18 protein-coding genes and 4 pseudogenes are annotated in these 19,322 nt (G+C 68.1%); 9 read left to right on the top strand and 13 right to left on the bottom strand.

The genetic code is table 11. The features are described from left to right. Nucleotides 1-1,337: 1,337 nt before the first annotated feature. A complete protein-coding gene (locus AB0J09_RS10645) occupies nt 1,338-1,895 on the top strand; it encodes a hypothetical protein (RefSeq protein ID WP_360688414.1) in 558 nt (185 codons plus the stop codon). A gap of 73 nt (nt 1,896-1,968) precedes the next feature. On the opposite strand, the gene AB0J09_RS10640 is transcribed toward AB0J09_RS10645, so the two are convergent. Then, the gene (locus AB0J09_RS10640) at nt 1,969-2,286 is read right to left on the bottom strand and encodes a GntR family transcriptional regulator (protein ID WP_360688411.1); all 318 of its coding nucleotides are present in this window, start codon (nt 2,284-2,286) and stop codon (nt 1,969-1,971) included. 82 nt (nt 2,287-2,368) lie between these two features. Between AB0J09_RS10640 and AB0J09_RS10635 the strand changes: the two genes are divergently transcribed. Next, the gene (locus AB0J09_RS10635; RefSeq protein ID WP_360688408.1) at nt 2,369-2,989 is read left to right on the top strand and encodes a DUF4352 domain-containing protein; all 621 of its coding nucleotides are present in this window, start codon (nt 2,369-2,371) and stop codon (nt 2,987-2,989) included. A gap of 47 nt (nt 2,990-3,036) precedes the next feature. On the opposite strand, the gene AB0J09_RS10630 is transcribed toward AB0J09_RS10635, so the two are convergent. Next, nucleotides 3,037-3,396: a hypothetical protein gene (locus tag AB0J09_RS10630; RefSeq protein ID WP_360688468.1), complete on the bottom strand. Its 360-nt coding sequence runs from the start codon at nt 3,394-3,396 to the stop codon at nt 3,037-3,039. On the opposite strand from AB0J09_RS10630, the gene AB0J09_RS10625 reads away from it, so the two are divergent. Continuing rightward, nucleotides 3,397-3,654, top strand: a complete 258-nt coding sequence (locus AB0J09_RS10625) for a hypothetical protein (RefSeq protein WP_360688465.1) — start codon at nt 3,397-3,399, stop codon at nt 3,652-3,654. It begins immediately after the preceding gene. Between the two features lie 99 nt (nt 3,655-3,753). On the opposite strand, the pseudogene AB0J09_RS10620 reads toward AB0J09_RS10625, so the two are convergent. Then, nucleotides 3,754-3,978: pseudogene (locus AB0J09_RS10620) on the bottom strand (aldo/keto reductase); the annotation flags it as partial. Between the two features lie 243 nt (nt 3,979-4,221). Between AB0J09_RS10620 and AB0J09_RS10615 the strand changes: the two are divergent. From AB0J09_RS10615 to AB0J09_RS10600, 4 genes are all read left to right on the top strand, one after another. Next, nucleotides 4,222-5,424, top strand: coding sequence for an EfeM/EfeO family lipoprotein (locus AB0J09_RS10615; RefSeq protein ID WP_360688405.1), 1,203 nt, complete (start codon nt 4,222-4,224; stop codon nt 5,422-5,424). Next, on the top strand, nt 5,421-6,641 hold the full coding sequence (gene efeB, locus AB0J09_RS10610) for an iron uptake transporter deferrochelatase/peroxidase subunit (RefSeq protein ID WP_360688402.1): 1,221 nt from the start codon (nt 5,421-5,423) through the stop codon (nt 6,639-6,641). Before AB0J09_RS10615 ends, efeB begins: the two co-directional genes overlap by 4 nt. 151 nt (nt 6,642-6,792) lie before the next feature. Beyond that, on the top strand, nt 6,793-8,517 hold the full coding sequence (locus AB0J09_RS10605) for an alkaline phosphatase family protein (protein ID WP_360688399.1): 1,725 nt from the start codon (nt 6,793-6,795) through the stop codon (nt 8,515-8,517). Between the two features lie 107 nt (nt 8,518-8,624). Continuing rightward, on the top strand, nt 8,625-8,852 hold the full coding sequence (locus AB0J09_RS10600) for a LuxR C-terminal-related transcriptional regulator (RefSeq protein WP_360688396.1): 228 nt from the start codon (nt 8,625-8,627) through the stop codon (nt 8,850-8,852). Between the two features lie 321 nt (nt 8,853-9,173). Here the strand turns inward: AB0J09_RS10600 and AB0J09_RS10595 are convergent, their stop codons facing one another. The 3 genes from AB0J09_RS10595 to AB0J09_RS10585 form a co-directional block, all read right to left on the bottom strand. Then, the gene (locus AB0J09_RS10595; RefSeq protein ID WP_360688393.1) at nt 9,174-9,386 is read right to left on the bottom strand and encodes a hypothetical protein; all 213 of its coding nucleotides are present in this window, start codon (nt 9,384-9,386) and stop codon (nt 9,174-9,176) included. 124 nt (nt 9,387-9,510) lie between these two features. Further along, a complete protein-coding gene (locus AB0J09_RS10590; RefSeq protein ID WP_360688390.1) occupies nt 9,511-10,176 on the bottom strand; it encodes a response regulator transcription factor in 666 nt (221 codons plus the stop codon). Further along, entirely contained in the window at nt 10,173-12,134 is a 1,962-nt protein-coding gene (locus tag AB0J09_RS10585; RefSeq protein WP_360688387.1) for a sensor histidine kinase, read from the bottom strand. Before AB0J09_RS10585 ends, AB0J09_RS10590 begins: the two co-directional genes overlap by 4 nt. A 171-nt stretch (nt 12,135-12,305) precedes the next feature. Between AB0J09_RS10585 and AB0J09_RS10580 the strand changes: the two genes are divergently transcribed. After that, nucleotides 12,306-13,022 carry a hypothetical protein gene (locus AB0J09_RS10580; protein ID WP_360688384.1) on the top strand — a complete coding sequence of 239 codons (717 nt, stop codon included), beginning with the start codon at nt 12,306-12,308 and terminating at the stop codon, nt 13,020-13,022. Nucleotides 13,023-13,281: 259 nt separating this feature from the next. Here the strand turns inward: AB0J09_RS10580 and AB0J09_RS10575 are convergent, their stop codons facing one another. After that, entirely contained in the window at nt 13,282-13,410 is a 129-nt protein-coding gene (locus tag AB0J09_RS10575; protein ID WP_360688462.1) for a hypothetical protein, read from the bottom strand. A gap of 83 nt (nt 13,411-13,493) precedes the next feature. Further along, nucleotides 13,494-13,793 (bottom strand): annotated as a pseudogene (locus tag AB0J09_RS10570) (GNAT family N-acetyltransferase); the annotation flags it as partial. Here AB0J09_RS10570 and AB0J09_RS10565 point away from each other — a divergent pair. After that, nucleotides 13,789-14,013 (top strand): annotated as a pseudogene (locus tag AB0J09_RS10565) (DDE-type integrase/transposase/recombinase); the annotation flags it as partial. The pseudogenes AB0J09_RS10570 and AB0J09_RS10565 overlap by 5 nt on opposite strands. 356 nt (nt 14,014-14,369) lie before the next feature. Here the strand turns inward: AB0J09_RS10565 and AB0J09_RS10560 are convergent. The 5 genes and pseudogenes from AB0J09_RS10560 to AB0J09_RS10540 all read right to left on the bottom strand — a co-directional run. Continuing rightward, nucleotides 14,370-15,575, bottom strand: a complete 1,206-nt coding sequence (locus AB0J09_RS10560) for a tyrosine-type recombinase/integrase (protein ID WP_360688381.1) — start codon at nt 15,573-15,575, stop codon at nt 14,370-14,372. A gap of 167 nt (nt 15,576-15,742) precedes the next feature. After that, the gene (locus tag AB0J09_RS10555; protein ID WP_360688378.1) at nt 15,743-15,952 is read right to left on the bottom strand and encodes a helix-turn-helix domain-containing protein; all 210 of its coding nucleotides are present in this window, start codon (nt 15,950-15,952) and stop codon (nt 15,743-15,745) included. Nucleotides 15,953-16,256: 304 nt separating this feature from the next. Then, nucleotides 16,257-16,556 (bottom strand): hypothetical protein, encoded by a 300-nt coding sequence (locus AB0J09_RS10550; RefSeq protein WP_360688375.1) that lies wholly within the window; start codon nt 16,554-16,556, stop codon nt 16,257-16,259. Beyond that, nucleotides 16,556-18,511: a hypothetical protein gene (locus AB0J09_RS10545; protein ID WP_360688372.1), complete on the bottom strand. Its 1,956-nt coding sequence runs from the start codon at nt 18,509-18,511 to the stop codon at nt 16,556-16,558. The genes AB0J09_RS10550 and AB0J09_RS10545 overlap by 1 nt, the downstream gene beginning before the upstream one ends. A gap of 10 nt (nt 18,512-18,521) precedes the next feature. Next, a pseudogene (locus AB0J09_RS10540) lies at nt 18,522-19,322 on the bottom strand (hypothetical protein); the annotation flags it as partial.

Below are 19,322 nucleotides of genomic sequence, written 5' to 3'. Positions count from 1 at the left end.
TGCCCGCCCTCACACCCCCGGGAGGACACCCATGACAGCGACCAGAACGCCCCCGCGGTGACCACCCACCCTCACGAACCCATCACCGAGCAGCGACACACCCGCGGACAGGCGATCCGCACCGCCACCGTCCTGGCCGGCCTCCTCCACCTCATCGCCGCCGCCCTCCTGATCGGCATCCCCGCCAACTCCCCCACCCTCGACGAAGTGCCAACCCCAGAAAGCGACACCACCAGTCCGCCACCGGCTGCTCTCGTCGCCCGGCCAAACTCCACACCGGCAAGCCCCACCTCAGCTCCTCGCCGGATCAGCGCCGCCACCATCACCCCGACAAACAGCCCACGCCCGACCACTGCTTCACAGCGAAAGCGCACCACACCACCCGCCGCCGCCCAGATAACACCTGCACGACAGCAGCCGCAGACCGCAGCCGCGCTACCGAACGTCCCCAAGTCAACGAAACCCACCAGCCGACCCGCCACAACCGGCACACAGCAGGCGTCACTGAGCACGCCTCCCAAAATCAGCCATGTGCACACCCCACCCGGCCAAGCCGGACAACCACCGGGACAGGAAAAGAAATCAACACAACCGCCCGTGGATGACCAGCCCACCCCACCCGGCCAGGCGCGGAAAGTGACCTCGCCGTAACGCGTCTACAGCAACGCTGGGCGAGCCTGTGTGGCGAGGTGTAGCGGGTTGCCCCAGCCAGGACGCTCGTGCCAGCAGGCCCGGTGCCTCCGCACCCGCTGCAGCACCCTGGGGACGCTTGGACATGGACCGGAACGCTCTCGGGCGTCCTGCTGCTTCTGCGGCCTGAAACGCGTTGAGTTGTCGCCGAGCTGAGGTTAGTTGTGCGTGCATTCGCCGTGTTGCCAAAGAGCGAACTTTCGCCGAGCTCACGAGCAGCCCTCTGGACCGGCCGTGACGATAAGGCGACAGGCTGATGAGTGACTACTGGTCGGAGACGCGCCCCATCTTGCCGCTGTACACCAGCGAGAATCGGGCGGCCGGTACCACGATGTCGGCAATCTCCGCCACGCTCGCGCTCGGCCGCGTCCGACGCCTGGCTGGCCATGCCTACCGACGTGGCTACCAGCACGCTACCCGTCAGCCTTATGGCTCCTAACACCATGATCGCTGGCTTGCTCCGCTGCCTGTCTGATCGTTGATCTGCGCGCGAGGAAGGCAGGTCGCTCCATGTACGCCCTGAGCGAGCTGCCGCCTGAATGCAGAGTCACTCACCGCCATCCGGACGCCAGCACGCGGCCGGGGGTACCAACGCCGGCACTAAACTCACGCACGGGACGAACCTTTGTGATCGACGGAGGAGCACTGTGTCCGGGTGGCAGGACGCTTCGGTCTTCTTTCTCCCCCCTGTCCGTGAGGCAGACGAGCGGTGGTTCCGCGGCCTATCGGCGACCATCGGGCTCCACTCCGACGGCTACCTTTTTCAGGAGAAGGAGAAGAGTCTGCCCGGCAGATGGGCGAACCTGGACGTTGGAGCGCAGCTGATCAGTCGCCCGGCGGGCAGCACCCTCGTGATCAGCTACTTCTCCCGCGACTTCTACTGGGACGTGGCGAAGGCCCCGGACCGGTGGGTCGGCTTCTGCCATGTGTTCGCCTGGGCCTGCGTCGCGCTCTCCCCGTTCGCCGCAGTCGCCCTCGACACGATCTCCGACGACATCCTGCGCGACGTTCGGATATACGAGGAGCCGGTAGCGGAAGTTGACGGCGCCCGGCTCCTGAACATGTCGTACGCGCTGCTGTATCTGGGCCCGGAACTGAACCGGGCGGCGCTGGAGAAGTCGCCGCCTTGGGGCGTCTACAGTCATTTGCTCAGCAACGGCGGACGCGTCGCCTCGTCTTGGCAATACGACGAATTTCCCGAGTGACGGCGAGAGCGGCACTACCGATCGCCCGCCCGGATCTGCAGCCAGTGGCCAGCGATCATGGTGCTACGAGCTATTAGTTGAGCTTCTTTACGAAGGTGCCCTTCGGGGCCTGCGTCGTTACGAGATCACGCTCACGCGGCAGCGCGAGAGCAGCCCGCACCACCTTGCGGTTCGAGCCGAACTCCTCAACCAGCCCCTTCTCCCCCGGCTGGTAGCGGCCTGACTGGATCCGGGACGCGATCTCCTCGGCCAGGGCCTCGCCCTTCGTCGGCGGCCGCCGTACCTTCGTGCCCTCCGGGCCGACGAACCGGCCGAAGTGGCCACGCGAGTGGATCAGCCCCTCTTCGCGCAACTCCCGCCGCACCAGCCCTACGGCTACAGCGGCCCCCAACCGACGCACGGGTACGGGTACCAGCCGCCCACCAGCCCGCCACCCCCAGCCGCCGCGACGCAACACTGGTCTGATTGTCCTCTTGGCGGTCGGCATCCCCCTGCTTCTCCTCGGGGGCTGTGCCGCCGTCGGCTTAGTCCTGTTTTACAGCAGCAAGGACAGGGTGGTGACCGAGGCCGACTCGCCGGTCGCCAGGATGCCGTCCAAGCAGCCAGAGGCGAACCAGCCACCCGCAACGGAACCCGCCCAGCAGCAGCCGCAGGAGCAGCTCAAGCAGGAGTCATCCACGGCAACGGTCGGCGGCTCGATCACCCTTCAGGGGACAGACCCAGGGTTGCAGGTACCGGTCACAGTGAACCAGTTGGTGAACCCCGCCAACCCTGCTCAGGACTTCATGAAGCCGAAGACCGGCAACAAGATCGTCGCGGTGCAGGTGACGCTCGCGAACGTGGGTCGCGCGGTGTACAGCGATGCTCCGACGAACGGTGCTCTGCTGATTGATGGTGAGGGGCAGCAGTATCGTTCGTCGTTCCATGACGTGCGTGAGGGGCAGTCGCTTAGCGGCATGGTGACGATCAACACGGGGGATTCCCGCAAGGGGATGATCGTGTTCGAGGTGCCTGAGGGCGCGAAGTCGGCCAAGCTCCAGTTCGCGTTGAACAGCGGGTTCGCTGATCAGAAGCGAGAATGGACGCTGTCCTAGCTCGACGGAGTCTCGACCGGGTCGGCGTTGTGGCCCGGAGGGCGCGCTCAATCGCAGGGTACGCCGGCCAGGGCGTGAGCCGCCTGCGTGATGGCCGCGGCCTCGCTGGTCAGGGACTTGTCGACGATGACCAACGGGTTGCCGAAATAGCTCTTCGAGCGCCGCATCCGCTTGACCAACCGGGGCGGGGCCGTGCGCAGGGTCTGCTCCTCGTCGGCCAGCACGAAGCCCACGATGCGGTGGGCACCGCTGCGGCCGGTTCCCCGCGGGAGGGGCATCAGGCGGACGGCCGAGATCTGCGACCACGGCACGGTGAAGCCGTGGCGGGGCAACGTAACCCCCGATTCGTCCAGCACGAGCACGGGCTTGTCGGGCCTGATCGGGAGTGGCCGGGGCGCGGTGGTCATGTGTTTCGCCGTTGGCGGGGAGCCAAAACCCAAGCGATCACAGTCGGAGCTGGACGTCACACTTCGCACAAGATCAGCGGGGCGGCCGGGCCGCTGCCCGACCTGGCCGTCGCCGGTCCAGGCCACTACCGCCTGCGCGTCCACGCCCGCACGCTGCCATGGGACGAGAACGACCCCGACGCTCCGCTGGAGGAGCACCTGCTCGTCGTCTATCCCGGCCGCTCGACGGACAAGGTCGTCTACCGCCCGCGCGGCTGACCTCGCGGAGCGCGTGCGTTCAGCTCGGCGGCGAAGCGGACCGCACCGCGTTGGGCCTGGACCCGTGCCACCCCAGCCTTCGGGCGTTTCACCGACAGGCACCCGCTCGCTGTGCCCGGTGCCGTACACGTCGGCCGTGTCGAAGAACGTGATCCCGAGGTCGAGCGCCCGGTGCACGGCGGCCACGGACTCGTCGTCGTCCACCTCCCCCCATCCCGCGAGCTTGCCACCGAAGGTGAACGGTCCCCCGATGGCCCAGGCGCCGAACCCGATCGCACTCACCTGGATGCCACTTCGCCCCAGCTGCCGGATCGGAACCGTCATGTCAGGCTCTCCTTCTGGCGTGCCGTGAACGTCTCGGGAATGACGCTGTCACCTGGAGTGGGGTCCAGGTCAAGGCGCCATGGTCATGACGGAGGCCACGATGGAGGCCACGGCAGGGCATGGAAAACATCAGATGAGCAGTCTGTGAACAAGACGCCATGCGCCAAGCTTTCGACCTTGTGCTCCATATCTTGCAACTAGCATTCGTCTGCCCTTTTTACGGCGATTTGCTGGGAGAAGAACGTGGATGTCAGGCGGCCGCGCGCGGTGATCCTCGCGTCGCTCCTCCTCGTGACCGGCGTGACCGGTTGCTCGGCAACCCACGCTCACGAGCACGCCCCGCCACCCACGCCGGCAAAGCCGTCCTCGCCCGCCGCGAGCGCCGATCCCGTCGTACAGATCTCCGCGAGCCATTGCGGCGAAGGGTGGACGAACCCGCACGCCGGCCAGCAGACCCTCATGCTCAGCAACACCGGGGACGCCCCCTCGGAGGCCGACCTCATCCAGGTGCCGGGCGGCGCCGTGTACGCCGAGGTGGAGGGGCTGGCCCCCGGGGTGACCCGGCCCATGCAGGTCAGCCTCGCCCAGGGCACGTACGCCATCCGCTGCGAGATCGACGAGCGTGACCCGATCGTCGGCCCGTCCGTCAAGGTCACCGGGCCGGGCGAGGGCGGCCCGGCGACCACGCCGGTCTCCTACAGCGACCTGCTCGCCCCGGCGAAGGCGTACACCCAGTACGTCGCCGGTGGGCTGAAGACCCTGCGGGCGAAGACGAAGGCGCTGAAAGGCGCGGTGGACCGGGGGGACCTGGCCGCCGCCAGGAAGGCGTGGCTGCCCGCCCACCTCGCCTACGAAAGCCTCGGTTCCGCGTACGGCACTTTCGGCGACTTCGACGCGACGATCAACGGGCGTCCCGCGGGGTTGCCCGGCGGCGTCCACGACAAGAACTTCACCGGCCTGCACCGGGTCGAGTACGGCCTGTGGCACAGGGAGTCGGCGAAGACGCTGCGCCCGGTCGCCGACCGCCTGTACAAGGACGTCGAGGCGCTGTGCGACGACTTCCCCGACGAGCGGCTCGAACCCGCCGACCTGCCCCTGCGCGCGCACGAGATCCTGGAGAGCACCCTGCAGTTCGAGCTGTCGGGCCGGGCCGACGAGGGCAGCGGCACCACACTCGCCACCGCCGCCGCCAACGTCAAGGGCACCCGCGCGACCATCGGCGTGCTGCGCCCGCTGCTGGACGGCCGTTACCCGGGGCTGAAGCAGGTGGACGAGCAACTCGACCGGGTGGAGGCGCTGCTCACGGCCCAGAAGCACGGCGACACGTGGACACCCGTCGACCGGCTGGACCCCCGGATCCGCGAATCCATCAACGGCGCGGTCGGCGGGCTGCTGGAGGGGCTGGCCCCGATCGCCACCATTCTCTTCCCGAGGCGGACACAATGAGCAGCCACAACCGCAGGGCGTTCCTCACCGGAGCGCTGGCCACCGGGATCGCCGGTGCCGTCGCGAGCACCGCCGCGCGCACGGTGCCACCGGCGGCGGCCGACGCGGGTGCGCCACCCGTGCCCGGCTTCCACGGCCCGCACCAGGCGGGGGTGCTCGACGTTCCCCGGCGCAGAACGATCGTCGCGGCCTTCGACGTGCTCGCCGACGGCAAGCACGAGCTGACGGAGCTGTTCCGTACGCTCACCGACCGGGCGCGCGGGCTGACGACGGGCGGGGCCCCGCCGCAGCTCGGCATCACCGCGCCGCCCGCCGACTCGGGCATGCTCGGGCCGAGCCTGCCCGCAGGGGCCCTGACGGTCACCCTCGGACTCGGCGCGTCGCTCTTCGACGACCGCTACGGCCTGGCCGCGCGCAAACCGGCCGGCCTGACCCAGATGCCCGTCTTCCCGAACGACGACCTGGATCAGACGTGGTGCCACGGCGACCTCAGCCTGCAGTTGGAGGCGGACGACGACGACACCGTCCTGCACGCGCTGCGCGACATCGCCCGCCACACCCGGGGCGTCATGCAGGTGCGCTGGCGCATGAACGGGTTCACCAGCCCGCCGCGCCCGAGCGGCACGCAGCGCAACCTCATGGGGTTCAAGGACGGCATCGCCAACCCCGACACCAAGGACGCCTCCGAGATGGACCGCCTGGTGTGGGTGCGGGATGACAAGCCGGACACGGCCTGGACCACGGGCGGCAGCTATGTCACCTTCCGGCTGATCCGGATGCTGGCGGAGTTCTGGGACCGGGTGGGGCTGAGCGAGCAGGAGCAGATCTTCGGCCGTACCAGGGACGCAGGCGCGCCGCTGGACGGCCGGCGCGAGGAGGACGTGCCCCGATACGAGCTGGACCCGGTGGGCAAGGTGATCCCGGTCACCAGTCACATCAGGCTGGCGAACCCGCGTACGCCCGCGACGGACGCCAGCCGCATCCTGCGCCGCAGCTTCAACTACGACCGAGGCGTGGACGAGGTGGGCAATCTCGACGTCGGGCTGCTCTTCACCTGTTACCAGCAGGACCTGCACCGGCAGTTCGAGGCGGTGCAGAAGCGGCTGGAGGACGAGCCGCTGGTCGACTACATCACGCCGTTCGGGGGCGGCTACTTTTTCGTGCCGCCCGGCGTCCGGGACACATCGTCCTTTTATGTCAATAATATGCTGATTTGACCATATTTATAGCTGTATTTACCTGTTTGTCATCTTTGTAGCGTTAAGGCGTTGCGTGTGTCCGGTGGTATCCCCTGGGGCGCCCGCGAGTCGTCTTACTCCCTGCGCCGCCCGAGCCGAGAAGCGGTTCGGCTTCTTCGAAGGAGGCACCGTGGGCACTGGCCCAGGTAAGAAAGCAACGCGCTGGTACGCGGCGGCGGCCACGCTGGCAGCCGCCGGAGCGCTCGCGGTCGCGGGCACCACGCCCGGTTCCGCGGACACCGTGACGCCGTCGGCCACGCCGACCGCGTCCGACACCGCGTCCCCCACCGCGTCCGCCACCCCGTCGGCGACGGCCAAGGCCCTGACCCCGCAGGCGCTGGCCGCGGCGCAGGCCAAGGCGAGGGCGGTCCGTACCAACACCCCCATCAAGCACGTCGTCGTGCTCTTCAACGAGAACGTGTCGTTCGACCACTACTTCGGCACCTACCCGAAGGCGGCCAACACCGACGGCACCACGTTCAAGGCGGCCAAGGGCACCCCGCCGGTGGACGGGCTGACCAAGAAGCTGCTCACCAAGAACCCGAACGTGTACAACCCCAAGCGCCTGACCCACGAGCAGGCGCTCACGTGCAGCCAGGACCACGGCTACGCGCACGAGCAGCTCGCCTACAACGGCGGCAAGATGGACAAGTTCGAGGAGCACGTCGCGCACGACACGTGCGGCGGCAACAACATCTACGCCACGCCCGGCCTGGTCATGGACTACTTCGACGGCAACACCGTCACCGGACTGTGGAACTACGCTCAGAACTACGCGATGAGCGACAACTCCTACAACACCGGTTTCGGCCCGTCCACGCCCGGTGCGCTGAACCTGATCTCCGGCCAGACCCACGGCTTCAACGCGGTGGACCCGACGAACGGCACCAACGTCTCCGACGGCAGCGTCGTGTCCTCCCCGGACACCAAGGGCGTGGGCACCGTGATCAACGACCCCGACCCGGCGTACGACGACTGCTCGGACAACAACCACACCGCCAAGAACAACCTCGCGGCGGCCACGGGCCCGAACATCGGTGACCTGCTCAACCGCAAGAACGTGACCTGGGGCTGGTTCCAGGGCGGCTTCAAGCCGACCGACACCTCCGGCACGTACGCGGTGTGCGGTGCCACGCACCAGAACATCGGCGGCAACTCGGTGGTGGACTACAGCCCGCACCACTCGCCGTTCCAGTACTACAAGTCGACGTCGAACCCGAAGCACCTGCCCCCGTCCTCGACCGCGGCGATCGGGTACACCGACCAGGCCAACCACAACTACGACCTGAGCGACTTCGACGCCGCCCTGCAGTCCGGCAACCTGCCCGCGGTGAGCTTCCTGAAGGCCGCCGCGTCCCAGGACGGCCACCCGGGCAACTCCGACCCGCTGGACGAGCAGCACTTCGTGGTCGACACCATCAACAAGATCCAGAACTCCAAGGAGTGGGCGTCCACCGCGATCATCATCGCCTACGACGACTCCGACGGCTGGTACGACCACAAGATGGCGCCGATCGTCAACGGCTCGCGTGACACGGCCACCGACTCCGCCGCGCTCTGCGGCAAGGCCGAGGTGACCTCGGGCTTCAACGACCGCTGCGGCTACGGCCCGCGCACCCCGCTGCTGGTCATCTCGCCGTACTCCAAGGTCAACCACGTCGACCACCGCCTGACCGACCAGACCTCGGTGCTGAAGTTCATCGAGGACAACTGGAACACCGGCCGCATCGGCGGCGGCTCCATGGACAAGGTGGCGGGCTCCCTCGACGGCCTATTCAACTTCTCCAAGGCCGAGGCCGACCGCGTGATCCTCGACCCCACCACCGGTGCGGTTGTCACCAAGTCGCACCACTGACCAGCGACGCTACGGCCCCTTCCGGACGATCCCGGGAGGGGCCGTGGCGTATCCGGCTCACCTCACCCGGTACTGCTCGGCGGCGAGCCGGCCCGCAACATCAGGCCGTGGCCGCCGACGCGCGCAACCCCGACCACCCGTTCCCGTCACTGTCAGCACGCGAACGCGACATCCTCGACCTCATGGCCGCCGGCAGGTCCAACGCAGCCATCGCCGAGGCTCTGGCCCTCAGCGAGAAAACCGTCCGCAACAACGTCTCCAACATCTTCACCAAGCTCCAGGTGACCAGCAGATCGGATGCCATCGTCAAGGCACGCCGTGCCGGACTGGGCTAGCCCGCTACCCTCGGCCGCAGCCAAGCCGATTCCTCCCAGTCCTCCAAGCACGGGTGATATCACTCATCTGGTCTGTCCCTCGGCCGGGATCGTTTCGGGGACCCTTCACTGACTGCAACGGCGAGCGTACCTTTCGTTACATCACTCCCCCATGCCCTCCGAGGGCCGTTCTTGGGGTCCCCGTAGCTTCGCCCGGAAATCCGACAGATATGCCTCTGGCCTGCATGGCCTGCAATAGACAGGCAGGGCTAACCGGAAAACCAGGCGGCAGCGACCCCTGGCCGATGATCGCCGGTCAGGGTCTGGTGGGACCGGTAGTGGTCAGGCCACTTGATCGGCGAGGGTGAGAGTGACCTTGTGGCCGAGTACTTCGAGCTGGCGGACGAGATGGTCGGTGCGGCGGCGGATGTCGATCTGGCGGGTGTAGCAGTCGGTGCCCTGATCTTGGTAGCGGGCGGTGGGGTCGGACAGCAGCTCGAAGACGATGACCTGGATGGTGCGACCAAGCGCGGTCTTGGCCTTGCTCTTGGGCATCCGCTTGACCAGGCGGCGATATCGCTCACCCAGGCGCGTGTCGGTTTTGGCGGCGCTGGTGGCCGCGTGATGTCGCCCGCCAGCCTGCCACGAGCGGGGAGGAGCCCGCTCACTTGCTGAATGGTTATGTGCTGTTGCCTAGTCCTGCTTGACGTGCGCGGACGATGGCTTCGGCGCGGTCGGCGACCTGCAGCTTCGCGAAGATGGCAGAGATGTGGTTGCTGACGGTTTTGGTGTTGATGACCAGCTGGCGGGCGATCGCGGCGTTGCTCTTCCCCGCGGCGATGAGGTCGAGGACCTCAAGCTCGCGTGGGGTGAGCTCGGGGAAGAGATCGGCGGTGAGGAGGGTCTGCGCCGTGCCGGTGAAGAAATCGATGATGCGGCGTGCCACGCTTGGGCCGAAAACGGCATGGCCTGCGGCGACGGAGCGGAGTGCCTGGATGATCTCGTCTTGCTGGGCCCCCTTGACGAGATAGCCCGAGGCGCCGGCACGCATGGCGGCGAAGACCGATTCGTCGTCTTCGAACATCGTGAGGACGAGCACCCGGGTCGATGGCGTGGTCTGCAGAATCGCCCGGGTCGCCGTGACTCCGTCGGTGCCGGGCATGTGCAGGTCCATGACGACCACGTCCGGGCGAGTGAGTTGGACTTCCCGGCGGGCCGCCTCGCCGTCGCCCGCTTCCCCCACCACCTCGATGTCGGGCAGCGAGGCGACGAGGGCGCGCAACCCCTCGCGCATCAACGGGTGGTCGTCGACGACGACGATCCTGACCGGGCTGTCGGTGCTCACGAGCGCTCCAGCGGTAGCAGGGCATGGACCCGTCCTCCCCGGTTGGTGGGGCCGGCGGTGAGTGTGCCGCCGAGCTCGGCGGCCCGTTCGAGCATGGAGCGCAGGCCGACGCCATGGGGCCACGCGCCGTCCATGCCGCCGTCGTCATGCACTTCCACGTGGAGGCCGTGGTCGGCGCGGAGCTTGACGCGGCAGGCGCCGGCGTTACTATGCCGCAGCGCGTTGGTGACCGCCTCGGTGACGATCCGGTAGGCGGCCACTTCCACGGCGGCGGGCAAGTCCGGCAGTTCCTCGGGGACGTCGATGGTGACCACGAAGCCGGCGTGGTCACGGCGCCAGGACTGCTGGGCCCGCTGGCGGAGCGCGCCGACCAGTCCGAGCTCATCCAGGTCGGGTGGGCGCAGGTCGTAGACGAGGCGGCGGATGTCGGCGATGGCGTTGGTGAGGTCGGCACGTAGGTCGAGCAGCAGCTTCGTGCTACGCTCTGCGTCCGTCCGCTGCAGATTGTAGACGGCGTCGGCCTTGAGCGTGACGGCGGTCAACGCGCTGCCGAGGCCGTCATGCAGGTCGCGGCGCAGCCGGCGGCGTTCCTCCTCGCGCGCGGCGACGATGCGCCTGCGCGACTCCCCGAGCTCCTGGCTCAGCCGCACCGCCTGCAGGGCGAGACCGACCGGGGCGGCGAGCAGGCCGAGGGCGCGCAGGTCCGCGCCGGACAACTTCTTCTCACCGGCACGCAGGCCGACGAGCAGGTCGGCCCGGGGACCTTCCGTCGTCTGCAGCGCTACCGTGTGCCGCAGCTGCGGAGGCTGACCATACGTGGCGACCAGGCGACCATCCGAGCTGATCGCGGCATAGGGCATGCGCAGCGCCTCGCACACCGCTTGCAGCACACCGTCCAGGTCGGGGCCTAGACGAACACCGACCTGGGCAGCCGCCTCAGCAGGATTCTTACGCTGGCCGTACATCAGCCGATCCACGAACGACTGTACGGCGGAGCGGCCCGGCGCGAACGCGACGGCGATGATGCCGGTCGCGACCAGCGGGCCGATCGACAACTGGTCCCTGGCCAGCGCGGTCAGGGCCGCGACAATGCCCAGATACGCGCCGATTACACCCAGCGTGAGCAGGCCGTAGACCACCGACCGGTTGACGATCAGCCGGATGTCGTACAGCTGATGGCGCACGATCGCCACAGTGACCGCCGCCGGGATCAGGGGCAGCGTCAGCAGGAAGAGGATGGGCCCGTCGGTGGTGACGATCCTCTGGACGTTGAGCGTCACGAACAGGCCCACCGCCCACAGCAGCCACATGACCTGCAGCCGTTGCACGCCGTGCGACCGATGGGCCCGCAGGCCGAGAGAAACGAGGCTGGCCAGTAGCGCCAGCACGTCGGCGCCGACGAAGAAGGGCACCAGATCTGCAATTATTCGACCGGCCGCCTCCGGGAGGAACGGGCTGCGGTCGGCGATCGGTTCGTTCGCCAAAGTGTCGGGTGTCAGTGTCAGCGTGGGCGTGACCACGAGCATCGCCAGGGTCGCCACGGTCAGTGCCCGCCATCTCGGGGAGAGTGGCCGCCCGTCGGGGAACAGCTGCAGGATCAGAGGAAGGCACACCGCCGGTGCCGGGATCCATATCGTGATGCCGACGAAGTCGATCGCGCGCTCCCAGGCCGGCGACAGGGCGAACGCGCCCGACAGCAGGCCGAGGCACCCGACGCTCGCGGTGTCGCACGCACCGAACGCGACGAACAGCAGACCGATCCGGTGACGCGGCCGGTGCGCCAGCACCAGGGCGCCGAACGTGGTGAAGGTCATCGCCATGGCTGTGTTGGTGAGCAGGTACGACCCTGCCGCGTCGGCGATGGTGAGACCGCCGGCGAACCACGACACCCACGCCGCGCCGACCATCGTCGTCGTCACCGACACGACGGCGATCGGACCGGCCTGCCGTACTGACATGCAAGCAATCATGGGGCCGGTCGATCCCGGCGGCTAGGGGAAACACTCCTATCCCGAGTAGGGGTACGTGGGAGCCAACGTAGGAGACCACACCCACGACGGCGGGAACGGCGGCGTCCACCCTCAAGTCAGGAGGCACAAACGACAGCCCACGCGCTCGGGAGAAATCACATGCATACCGAAACCCACCCCAACGGGGCAACGCATGACAAGCCGCTCCGCGACACACGCGGCTTCTGGCGGCTCCTACTCGCGATGATCGCGCCCCTGCCCATGCTCGCCAAGGCGGTCTACTACCTGCTGAGCCCCGTCGACGGCGGTGCGGAGTTCGCCGACACCGTGACCGCGTACACCGCCGATCAACAGCTCGCAAGCGCGTTGCGATGGTTCGACGCCGTCTTCGTCGTAGGGCTGATCCCGGCCACCATCGCGGTGGCCTGGGTGGCTCGGCGCGGCGCCCCCCGGCTTACGACGGTTGGCGCCGTGATCGCGCTGCTCGGCGAACTGACCGGGTTCGCGCTGCTCCGCGGAAGCGACGGCCTCGCCTACATCACCATGCAGCAGGGCTTCGACGTGGCCGCCACGGCCAAGCTCGCCGACGCCATCGAAAACGACGCCCTTCAACTCGTGGCATCACTGCTCTTCATCGTGGGCATCGTCATCGGTCTCGCCCTGCTCGGGATCGCGCTGTGGCGCAGCCACGTCGCGCCGGCCTGGATGGGCATCGGCCTCGCCCTGGGTGCCTTCACCCACCCGTTCGTCCCCGGTCACCTCGCCCAGGGCATCGGGCTGGCCGCGGCTGCCATCGGCTTCGCGGGTGCATCGCTTGCCCTGCTGCGTATGCGCAACGACCAGTTCGACCTGCCGCCCGCCCGCCTCGACTCGTGACGCGACGCTCTCACCGGTGGCCTACGTGTGCACACGCCAGCCGACGTTGCCGACAGTTTGCCCATCCGGCGTCCAGCGGCTGCGCGAACAGGGGGTTCAGAGGGCGTTACGCAAGTTGATGCGATTCCGTCGCTTGCGCTCGGGATGGCGTGCTGGTCAAGGGCTCTGCGGGGCTTCGCCTCATCCACGACCTGCCACCATCGTGAAGATCACCAACGGCATCCAGGGAAAGCGTCAAAGCCAAAATCGCGTAGCCCCATCACGTGGCCGGGGGCCGCAGGCCGAACCACTGCTCGGCGTCCCCTGCCTGGAACCGCTCGACCTCGGTGAACCCCAGCTTTGCCGCGAGGCGCATCGAGCCGACGTTGGCGCTCTGGGTGGTGAGCACCACCGCTCGCCGGGAAGGACGCCGTCAAACCAGTCGAGTGCCGCCGCGCACGCCTCGGCGGCGTACCCTTGCCCCCAGGCCTTCGGCAGGAACAGGTAACCGAGATCGGCCTTCCCCACAGCAGCCGGGCGACGGTGCACGGCTGCTCTCCTGAGCAGGATCTGGCCGATCATCGCCCCGTCGAGCTCGAGTACGAGACTCCCGGGCCATCGCTCGGGCACCTCGGGCATCTCACGCTCAAGCTCGTCACGCGGGCGGGGACCGCCGAGGTAGGTGTGCACCTCTGGCGAGGCGAGCAGCTCAATGAACGTTATACGGTCCCGCGCCTCGGGCTCACGGAGCACGAGCCGCTCGGTCCGGATCAGCTCAGGCGGCCAAGCCATCGACGAGCGGTGGTGCGGCGATATCACCTATCTGCCGGTCGGCGACTCGTGGCTGTATCTGGCCACGGTCATCGACATCGGATCCCGCCGGCTGATCGGCTGGTCGATCGCCGGCCATCTGCGCACCGAACTGATCAGCGACGCGCTGACGGCAGCGGTGCGGGCCCGTGGCGGCCGGGCCACGGGTGTGATCTTCCATGCCGACCACGGGTGTCAGTACGGCTGCATGAAACCGGGTGTCCACACCCCAGGGGGAACGCCAACCGAGTGATCGATCGTGGTCCACAACTGGTCCACAATCAGCGAGCCTCAACGAGGACGAGCGGGACTCCGTGAGACTGGAGGCCCGCCCGTACCTGCGATGTTCACCCTGGTCAGCGGCCGGAACCGCCGGTCAAGATCGAGTGCCCCCTGTAGGATTCGAACCTACGCACCCGGCTCCGGAGGCCCCTCCACGATCATGTCTCTGCCTGGACTTTCTCCCGCCCGCGCCGGATGCCTGCCCGTGCGGTGCCCGCCACAGGCCGAATTCGTCTTTGAGAGACCGTCCTCGCGGACACGGCAACCCATCATGCTTCATGACTGTTCCTCGCCTCGGGCTCGGTTCATCCGCTCGATCCAGACGTCGTCGTATCCGGCCATGCACCGGTGGTAGATGCGCTGAAGCACCTCCACGCTGTGCCCCGCCCACTCAGCGACCTGCGCAGCCGGGACACCTGCTGACAGCCGCCAAGTGACGCCAGCGTGCCGAAGGTCGTACGGTCTGCCCATCAACGGTGTGCTCAGTTGCTCGGCGGGAAGCGTGAGCGCCCGGACCTTCTTCCATAGTCGGGAGTAGGTGGACTTCGGCACCGGACGGCCGCTCTCGGAGCGAAACAGCCTGCCGTCAGTGGCCACGCCGTACACGGCGATGTGGCAGCGCAGCAGCGTCACCAGCTCGGGCGGGATGGGCACTACCCGGACGGTCTTCTTCGAGCGGCCCTTTAAGGAGCGGTCGTCGTGCAGCTCACCACTGTTGGTGTAGTCCTTGCCGACCTCGGGCTTGGACGCCTCCAGGATGAGCTTGCCCCAGCCGGACTCGGGCAAATGGCAGTCGGCCCGCCGTAGACGGCCTACTTCGGCCGGCCGCATCATCGCGTAGTACATGCAGCCAAAGAAGGCCACGAAACGCTCGCCCTGGCGGCGACCGACATAGCTGCACGCGGTGAGCGCTTCGGCGATCTGGCGCGGATTGGCCACCGCGCGCGGGTCCACCGCGTCGTCCACGTCGGGCTGGGCCCAATCACTCTTGAGCGCCTTATCATCGAGCGGATTCGCTCCCAGCCGTTCCTCGACGACGGCATAGCGCAGCGAGTTGTAGAAGACGCGGCGCCGCCGCCGGTAGTACTCCGGTGAGGCTTCACTGCCGTCCAGTTGCGTGGCGCAGGCGTTGAGCGCCTTGGCGACGACCTTGCGCTCAGTCAGGGCGGTCAGCGGCAAGGATGCTTTGCGCAGCCACCGGAGCGCCGCCTGCACCTCGTCCGGCCTTTCCTCCTCCGGCCGGGACGGGATGAATGCCCATCGCAACGCATCGCGCAGCATCTTGTCGTCGGGCGCGCCGCGCAGGTCACGTACCAGCACCGGCGTCAGGGCGAGCATGCTCTCGACGATTGACCGACGGGAATGGGCGGAGGCCTTCGGCCACTTCTTAGCGACGTAGTCCAGCGCATGCTGAAACCAGGTGATGTCCTGCTTCTCCCGGTGCATCGACTCCGGCAGACCTGTCTCGGTGTCGAACGCCACCCCCTTGCGAGCCGCCGTCATGAGCTCTGAGCGGTAGGAGTCGGCCAGGCCGGAGGTCGCAAACGACTCGTTGAACTCCGAGCCAGCGACAACCCACCGGACGATGTACGGCCTAGGTCGGCCCTTCCGCTCCTGGATCTTCCAGAATTGGACGTCGTAACTCTTCATCACGCGTCCTCCTGCGCTTCGACCCACTCGTCGAGCCAGTCGCGCCTGATCCGGATCGGGCCGTTGCCCGCGAGCCGTTTGGCCCGAGGACCGGTTCCTTTCGCCCGCCAGCGGTCCCATGTACGACGGGACACGTGCAGCTCATCGCAAAGCTCCTCAACGGTGAGCCACTGATGGCGGCTGGATCGGGCCATGGTGCGATGCGTCATGATGGGGAGCGCTCCTTTCAAGTCGTACGGCTGTGGGGAGTGCGGCCCCGGGCGTTGTGCTGCCAGGCGTCAGCCCGGGGCCGGTCTTGCTAGGAGTCCGGCTCGATGAGCCGCACCTCGACGTAGCTCCGCACGTTGTGACAATGCGAAACTCATGTGTCTCGTTTGGAATTCCAGTCGTGACAGTCGCGACTTGGACACCTTAGCGCAATGCGTGCTTTTGTCCAGCATGCGATGTCAGGTCGTGTCAACATCAGACTGAGTAGATAAACGTGTTTGTGTCGCATTTGTCGCCCAGCGGTAGTCACCTCATGCCGCTGCCGTCCCAGGTAAGCCACACCACAATTCCTGCCGCCGACGCCACCAGCGTCGACGCCCACCCCTCACCCCACGTCCGCGCCGCCAGAAGCCACGCAGACGTCACCGTCAACACCACAGGCACCGGACGAGCCCCCATCTGGAGAAAAGGCACCAGCGCCGACGACAGCAACACCGCCACAGGCACCACCAGGCCCAGCTCGCCACTCACCCCCGCGACGCCCGCCGCCACCTGCGACGAGCTCAACCACGCCAGCACAACCAGCACCCGCGCCACCGTCTCCATTACGCCACCTGTTCCTTCTCCGCGATCACGTACCGGTCACCAGCCCGGCACGCCCGGCCCTGCTCCACCAGCGACCCGGCCACCCGGAACGCCACCGGCAAAGGCAACCCCGACTGCACCGTCAACTCCGGCCCGGCCAACCCCGCCTCGCCGGCGTCGGCCAGCAGCGACAGCACCTTCTCCTGCGACTCGGCGACCTCTGCCTGCGCGAGGCTCGGCATCTGCGCGGCCGCGTCGAGATCAACGACGTCGGCCGCTGCAATCGCAGGCGCGCGGCGCCCCTTGCCCTTCCGCCGCGCCGGCGCGTCGTCGTCCGCAACAGCGACCTTCGGCAGCTTCACCGTCATCGCAGGCATGCCGCGCATGACCGCGCCCATCTTCGGGATGTGGCGGGCACGCATCATCACCGGCCGGTCGGTCGCGCCCAGCAGGTAGCCGCAGCCCTTCGTCTTGTTCTGCGTGCCCGGGAAATGAATCTTGATCAGATGCGGGTAGGCGGTCATCCGCTCCCCGAACGTGGCCGACGCGATCCTCCTGTCGGAGACCCGCAGCACCACGATGTTGCCCGACGTGACCAGGGCGAGGATGTCGCCGCCGCCCATCCCGGCGACGTACACGTTCTGGTCGAGCGTCCACACCGTCATGCCGCACTTCGACCCCTCGGCGAGGATGTCGTGCACGATCGTGGCCAGGTCCTCGTGCCGCGCGATCAAGTGGAATTCGTCGATGGCGATGACCAGCATCGGCATGCCGTGCACGCCCGGGTGGTCGTACGACTGCACTCCGCGCTGCGTGATCCCGTCCTCGTCGGTCCATTCGATCTGCGACAGCAGCGCGCGGCGCCGCTGCATCTCCGCCTGGTAGGCGTACAGCCGCTCACGGATGGCGTCGATGCCGAGCGCGTGCGGCACGTACGGCAGCAGCGATGGGCAGCTCTGCCCGTCCTGCGGGTCGAGGTAGTCGAGCACGATCCGGCCTTTGGTGCGGGCGAACTCGGCTGCGGCGATCTTCAGGATGGAGCTCTTGCCCGTCCGCATCGCGCCGAAGATCCCGACCGGCAGAGGACCGCTGCCGGGCTCCCACACCTGCAACGCCGCGTCGCCCCAGCCGTCCTCGAACGGGCCGACCGGCAGCACACCCGTCTCCATGTTGAGCAGCGGCTCAGTCCACAACTCAGGATCCTCAACGGCGAGCCGCTTCAAGAACGTGACCACGGCGGCGTTCTGCGCGCCGTCGTCCGGCTCCTCCACGTGCACAAAGTTGATCGCCACCCCGAAGTCGGAGCAGATCCGCTTGCGCGCCATCATGGCGTCCTCAGTCGTCTGCCCGTCCAGGACCACGCGGTAGCGCGTCCCTTCGGCGCCGCCGCGCACGAACTCCTCACGGTTCGTCAACTTGGAGTCGGCGAGCGCGCCTTTCTTGCCCGCCGTCTTCTGAGCCCAGCGGATCACGATCGGGTCGGCCGCCTCCAGCTCCTTGGCCTGCGCTGCCTCCAGCGCGCGGCGCTTCTTCTCGGGCCGGACGATGTAGTTGCGGTTTCGCCACACGTACGGCACCGTCCACAGACCGGCGGCCGCGAAGTACAGGCTCTGCATCGCCCCGAACGGGCCGAGCACGTCAGCCGCGGGCAGCCACGCGCCAGCGCCGGCCTGCCACCAGCGGAAGGAGAGAGCCTTACGCGTCGAGGGGATGAGCGCGCGGACCGTCGCCGCCGCGGCGCAGACGGCTGCCTCGCCGGCGAAGACCTGCCAGGCGGGCACGTCCGCAAGGTGCAGGGCCACGCCTGCGCCCCACACGCCGAGGGCGGTTGCGTGCGGGGCGATGGCGTGGCGGTAGCGGAACATGGTCTTGCGGGTGACGGCGGCCGCGGCCTTGGCGAGGGCCTCCGTCTGCTCGTCCTCCTGCTGCTCCGGCTGCTCATCGAGCTGCTTGTCGGGCGTGGTGTGGCGGGCCACGTGGTGCTCCCTAGTTCTGGTACCAGCTGAACTTGCGGACGACCCGGACGGGCGCATACCTCACCGCTCGGGCGATGTCGCCGTGGCCGTAGTCGAGCGCGCTGATCACGGCCGCCACGGTGGGCTGACCACCGCCGCACGCGATCACCGTCTGGGCGGTGGCGTGGGTGGCCAGCGCGGCCGCGGTGGCTTCCTGCTCGGCCTGAGCCAGCGCCTCCCACATGCGGGTGATCGTGCGCGGGTCCAGGCCGTCCGCCTGAACGGCTTGGAACGCCTGCAACGCCAGCACGTACTTGTTGCGGGCCCGCGTGGCGACGTTCATCGCGTCCTCGTGCACGTTGCGCGCGTCGGCCTCGAGCACGCCCGACGCCCTGAAGAAGGCGCGCAGCCAGGTCATGAACCGCTCGAACCCACCCGTGGCCAGCGCTTCCTGGAGCTGGGGGACGGTGGGGAGGTGGGTGGGGGTGCCATCACCGGCAGGCACGAGGGGGGCCTGCGACATGTCGATCCCTTCGAGTTCAACGGGTGGTGTGGGCCAGCCGTCCGGGCGTGGCCACTCGACGACGTCAGCGGCCTTGGCCTCGATCTCGGGCGGCCGGGGCGTGCTGGCCCGTTCGACAGCGACGTCGACCTTCGACGAGGGCGGCGGGGCGAGAGCAGGCGCCGCAGGCTGCTCAGGTGGCGGCGGGGCCTGCGGACGTACCTGCTCGACGTGCACGGGCTCGACCGGCTGCAGCTCCGCGTCGTCGCCCTGGTCGTCGCGGGCGCCCGGGTCGCTGCCGGGGGCGGCGGGCCGCTCGGGCCGGCCAGG

The organism is Nonomuraea sp. NPDC049784, assembly GCF_040659615.1.
Taxonomy (GTDB): domain Bacteria; phylum Actinomycetota; class Actinomycetes; order Streptosporangiales; family Streptosporangiaceae; genus Nonomuraea.
The sequence above is the reverse complement of the archived record's forward strand: the minus strand, read 5'-3'. Positions and strand labels throughout refer to the sequence as shown.